The following is a 5,342-nucleotide window of genomic DNA, read 5'->3' as shown; positions in this document are numbered from 1 at the left end:
ACACCGAGCACACCGAGCACACCTGACGTGTTGATCCCACCGCCCGCATCGGACGGGGAGCTCCCATGACCCTGAGTAGCCAGGATGGTCGCGGCCGTGGCGAGGCCGGCCGGCCGGTGTCCGTGGCCATCGTCGAGGATCATCCGATCACCACCGAGTCGTTGGCCGCTCGGTTCGCCGGCGCCGGTTTCTCGGTGCTCGCGCCCGCCCCGCGTCTCGAGGACCTCGACGTCGCCGCCACCCCGGACGTCGTCGTCTGCGACCTGCATCTGCCCGGCCTGTCCGGTGCGGCCGCGGTCGCCGAGCTGCATCGACGCGGCCTGCTGGTGTTGGCGACCTCCGGCGTCGCCACCCCGGACGAGGTGCTCGAGGCGATCGCCGCGCGCCCACGGCTTCGTCGACAAGGCCGCGCCGTCCCACCAGTTCGTGCCGGCGGTCATCGCCGTCGCGGCCGGCGGCCACCACATCTCCACCCGGCTCGCCGGCTTCCTGCTGGACGACGCACAACGCCGACCGCTGTCCCGGGGCGAGATCGACAGCACCGAACGCGATCTTCTGCGTGGTCTCGCCCAGGGGGACCTGATGGACGAGCTGTGCGCCGAGTGGGATCTCTCGCCGCCCGCCGCCCGCCGTCATCTCGACCGCATCTTCGACGCCGCCCGCCGCCGCCGCCGACTGCACCGGCCGTCCCCCCGCGAGGCCGAGGTGATGATCCTCATCGGCTGTCGCGGACTGACCTACCGGGAGGCCGCCCGGGAGATGAAGATCCGCGAGAGTGTCGTCGCCGACTACCTGCGCACGGTGCGGACGAAATACCTCGCCAGCCATCCGGAGGCCCCGCCGTCCATCGCGCCGAGCAACGCCGCCGGCCAGTGGGCCCTCGAACTCGGCTTCCACTGACCTTTCGCACCCACCCGCGCCCCACATCCGTCCGTCCGGCCCCCTTACTTCTGCGGGATTGCGGACGGGCATCGCGGCCCACACCCTCGTCACAATGGGAACCGGGGGGCGGGGGAAGGGCGGTCGCAGCAGGTCCGACCGGCGGCTCGCCGCCTTCTTCGCCTCGTTCCTGAGCACCGCCGCGCTGCCCGCGAACGTGACCCGCATCCGCGCCCCCGACCTGACAGCCGCCGGCCCGGCCCCGGGGGCCCAACCCGGTAGCGGCATCGCGGGTGCCCGGAGCTACGGCCACGCCATCTGGCTCGGACCACCAGATGCCCGCCTCTACCGCGTCGACGACGAACGTTGGCTGCTGGCTTCCGTCACACTCGCCGCCAAGCTGGCCGCCGCCCTCGCCCGTTCCCTGGACGTCACGCCCGCCTCCGCGGACACGTCCCATCGTCCGCCCGACCTCATCGCCGACGGCCTGGCCTCGGGCGTCACGCGCGTCTTCCACCGTGGCATGGCCGTCGCGCGACTACGCCTCTCCCCCGGGGAGGACGCCACGTTGCCCGCCGATCTCGTGGCCGAGCTCGGCCACCTGGTCGCCGACCAGCTCGAACTCCTCGCCCGGACGGCCGACGCCCTGCGCCCGCCCCCCTGGCATCCCACCCGCTGGCACCATCCCCATCAGCTCGCGTGGATCTTCGACCATCCCCGGCCACGTGGCCCTCAGGCCGCACCCGGCGAGCGCCATTTCCCCCCGATGAATGGGGTAGCGTCCGGCGGCACGGGACCACAGGATGGAACCAAGGGATCGCACCGGTGCGGCGGTGATCGGGCTGCCTCGTCGGGGGAAACGTGGGGCGGCTCGGAGTCGTACGGGGGCGCACCGGTGTGGTTCCTTGGGCCGCCGGTCTTACGGGGGAGACCGGCGGCCCGCCCACACTCGGCACTCGACGGCGATGGCGACGGCGACGGCGACGGCGATCCTGGATTGACGTTCGGGACGGCCGGGATCGAGGGTCCCGAGGGGCGGCCGGTGTCGACGGTTGCTCACCAGCGGCGACCGGTGTCGGACGAAGCGTCCCGTTGTCGGCGAGTTTGGTGAGGGTGCCGACGTCGTGTCGGTGGTCGCCGCTACGATCTGCCCACCGGACAACGTGGACAGGGGGTGCCGTGGGCGAGCCGATCCTCGCGATCGACTACGGCACCTGCAGTGCCAGGGCCGCGCTGGCCATCGAGGGGCGCATCGAGTTGGTGCGTGAGCCGGCCAGCGGGTCGGCGAACTGGCCGGCGTCGGTCTTCGCCGACGGGGGAAATCTGATCGTCGGCACCCTCGCCGAGCGACGCAAACGGATCTGGCCGGCGGCCTACCGCGGTGAGATCAAACGCGATCTGGCGCGGGATGTCGCGGTCGGGCTGGATGGGCGCGGGTATCCGCCGCGCGCCCTGGTCACAGCGGTCATCAGCACGCTGAAGGCCGAGGCGGAGCTCCAGCTCAACGGCGGTGGTAGCAGCGGTGGCGGTAGTAACGGTGCTGGCGGGGCGGGTGCCGGGGGCGGCGGCGGAGAGCGGCTGACCAGGGCGGTCGTCACCGTACCGGCCAGTTACGATCCGTCCGGGCCACTGCGGCGGATCATGATCGCGGCAGCGGAGGCGGCGGGGTTCGTCGACGTCGACCTGCTGGCCGAACCGTTGGCGGCGGCCTGGTCGCCGCTGGATGGCACCCAGCCCGAGCCGGGCACGCTGATGCTCGTCTACGACCTTGGCGGCGGCACGTTCGAAGGCGCGTTGATCGAGGTCGGCGCCGACGGTCGGCACGAGATGCTCAGTCATTCCGCGTTGCACGACTGCGGCGGGCGTGATCTCGACCAGATCCTGTTCGACGAGATCCTCGGCCTGTACGGCCCGGGGCTCGAGCCGCTGCTGAACCCGCCGGGCAGCGGCGAGATGTACCAGACGACGGCCAGCCGCACCCGCCACGAGCTGCTCGACTTCGCCCGCGCGGTCAAGCACCAGCTCAGCGACATCGCCTCGGTCGAGGATGTGTTCAGCCCGGCGGGCCTGCTGGTCAGCATGCGCCGCGATCGGTTCACCCAGCTCGCCTCGCCGACACTCGCCCGCACCATGGCCTGCTGCCAGCATCTGCTGGAGGCCGGCGGGTACGGGCCGGAGAAGCTCGGCGGGGTGCTGTCGGTGGGCGGCAGCGCGCATATCCCGGTGGTCACCGACATTCTCACCGGGCGGCTCGGGGTCGGCACCGCGTGGTCGACCACCCAGATCTACACCCCGGTCGATCCGGAACTCGCCGTGGTGCTCGGCGCGGCGGCGTGGGCGTCGTCGGTGTCGACCCGGCGGACCACGGCGGCGCGGCCGAACCCGGTGCTCGTCCCGGCCCGGTGGGATATCCCCGGTGCCCGGGCGACGATGGTGCGCTGGCTGGTCGAACCCGGCGAGCGCTACGACGCCGGCGCCGTGCTCGCCCGGGTCCGGCTGACCGACGGTTCCCTGTTCGACCTGGCGATGGACGCCCCCGGCAGCCTCCTGCACACCCACGCCGAACCCGGCACGCCGGTGCGCGACGCCGACTGGCTGGCCACCACACTCCCGTCCGGCCCGGCCCCGCTGCTCGGTGCCACCGGTGCCGGTGGCGGGGCGGATCTGCGCGGTTTCGAACGCAGCACCCGTCCGTCCCATCAGGTGGAGGTCACCGCCCGCGCGACACTGAAGGGCCACGAGCGCGACGTCACCTCGGCCGCGTTCTCCCCCGACGGCCACTGGCTCGCCACCACCAGCAAGGACGGCACCCGGCTGTGGGATGTCGCCACCGGCCGCACCGCCCTCACGCTCAGCGGCCGCAAGAGCATCCTCATCCACGACTGCGCGTTCTCCCCCGACGGCCGGCTGCTCGCCACCACCGGCAGTGACAAGACAGCCCGTGTGTGGGATGTCGCCACCGGCCGCCAGGCGGTGACGCTGACCGGCCACCGCGGCCCCGTCTACGGCTGCGCGTTCTCCCCCGACGGCAGCCTCGTCGCGACCACCGGCACCGACCGCACCGTCCGGCTGTGGGGGGCGGTGTCCGGCAAGAACATCGCCACCCTCGACGGTCACCGTGGCACCGTCTACGGCTGCGCGTTCTCCCCCGACGGGCGTCTGCTGGTCAGCGCCGGCGCCGAATCCACCCTGCTGTGGGACGTCTCCGTCGGCGAGATCATCATGAGCCTGCCCGGCCACACCAACTTCACCGGTGGCTGCGCCTTCTCCCCCGACGGCGCCCTGCTCGCGACCGCCGGTAACGAGGGCACCCGGCTGACCGACACGTCCAACGGCTCCACCGTCGCCACCCTGCCCGGCTCGGCGCAGAGCTGCGCCTTCTCCCCCGACGGCAAGCTGCTGGCCACCGCCAGCACCGACGACACCGCCCTGTTGTGGGATGTCGCCACCGGCTCCGCGGTCGCCACCCTCGCCGGCCACTCCAGCACCGTCATAAGCTGCGCCTTCGCGCCGTTCGGTCTGCTGCTCGCCACCACCAGCACCGACATGACCGCCCGCCTGTGGGACATCATCTACCGTCCCTGACAGCCAGGCGGCCAGGCCGGTCAGCGCGGCTCAGCGCGGCTCAGCGCGGGAGTTCACGGGCGAACAACGCGGTGATCTTCTGCCAGTGCAGCTCGGCGGCGGCCGGGTCGTAGGGGGCGGTGTGGTCGGGGACGGCGAACCCGTGGGCGGCGTCGTAACGATCGAGCTCGTAGCGGACACCGGCCTTGTCCAGCACCGTGGTCAGCAGCTCCTGCTGCTCGAGGGTGCAGTGCGGGTCGTCGGTGGCGACGCCGAAGTAGAGCGCCCCCTGGATCTGGTCGGCGTTGAGATGCGGGCTGTTCGGCGCGTCGGTGGCGATGCTCCCGCCGTGGATCGACGCGGCGACCGCGACCCGCCGCGGCACCGCCCCGGCGAAGGTGAACGCCAGGTTGCCGCCCCGGCAGTACCCCACCGCGCCAACCCGGTCCGCCCGCACATCGCCGCGCGCGGCCAGGGCGTCGAGCAGCAGCGCGGTGTCCCGCGCGACCAGCGCGCCATCGGCACCCGCCAACGCGGCCATGATCCGCGTCCGCGCGTCCGGGTCGGCGAACGTGCTGTTCAGATCGAACGAGACCTTGCCCTGCCGGTAGTAGTAGTTCACCACCGCCACCGCGTATCCCTCGTCGGCCAGCCGCTGGGCCATCTGGTGCATGGTTTCCCGGACCCCACCGGCGTCCGGGTAGAAGACCACCACCGGCAGCGGGGACGCGCTGGCCGCCGCGCCGTCCGGGGTGTGCAGGTAGGCGTCCAGCACGCCGTCGGGGGTCTGGACGTCAAGCTCGGTGACTGGCACGTTGCTTACCTCTCGCTGCCATGTCCCACGACATTCAGCGGGACGTTATGTGACGGGAGCACGTGTCCCCCGTCGTCCGCCATCG

The 5,342-nt window shown here is 72.4% G+C and carries 4 protein-coding genes and 1 pseudogene; 4 read left to right on the top strand and 1 reads right to left on the bottom strand.

Features of this window, described 5'->3' with window-relative positions:
* Positions 1–65: 65 nt before the first annotated feature.
* From G6R24_RS23795 to G6R24_RS17835, 4 genes and pseudogenes are all read left to right on the top strand, one after another.
* Positions 66–323, top strand: a pseudogene (locus G6R24_RS23795) (response regulator); the annotation flags it as partial.
* A 103-nt stretch (positions 324–426) separates the two neighbouring features.
* On the top strand, positions 427–900 hold the full coding sequence (locus G6R24_RS22750; protein WP_225438677.1) for a hypothetical protein: 474 nt from the start codon (positions 427–429) through the stop codon (positions 898–900).
* 94 nt (positions 901–994) lie between these two features.
* Positions 995–1,990: a hypothetical protein gene (locus G6R24_RS17840; RefSeq protein WP_163550351.1), complete on the top strand. Its 996-nt coding sequence runs from the start codon at positions 995–997 to the stop codon at positions 1,988–1,990.
* 68 nt (positions 1,991–2,058) lie between these two features.
* Positions 2,059–4,464: an Hsp70 family protein gene (locus G6R24_RS17835; RefSeq protein WP_163550350.1), complete on the top strand. Its 2,406-nt coding sequence runs from the start codon at positions 2,059–2,061 to the stop codon at positions 4,462–4,464.
* Between the two features lie 40 nt (positions 4,465–4,504).
* Here the strand turns inward: G6R24_RS17835 and G6R24_RS17830 are convergent, their stop codons facing one another.
* Entirely contained in the window at positions 4,505–5,257 is a 753-nt protein-coding gene (locus tag G6R24_RS17830; RefSeq protein WP_163550349.1) for a dienelactone hydrolase family protein, read from the bottom strand.
* Positions 5,258–5,342 lie beyond the last annotated feature (85 nt).

The sequence above is a fragment of the Candidatus Frankia nodulisporulans genome, assembly GCF_902806475.1.
GTDB classification, from domain to species: domain Bacteria; phylum Actinomycetota; class Actinomycetes; order Frankiales; family Frankiaceae; genus Frankia; species Frankia umida.
The sequence above is the reverse complement of the archived record's forward strand: the minus strand, read 5'-3'. Positions and strand labels throughout refer to the sequence as shown.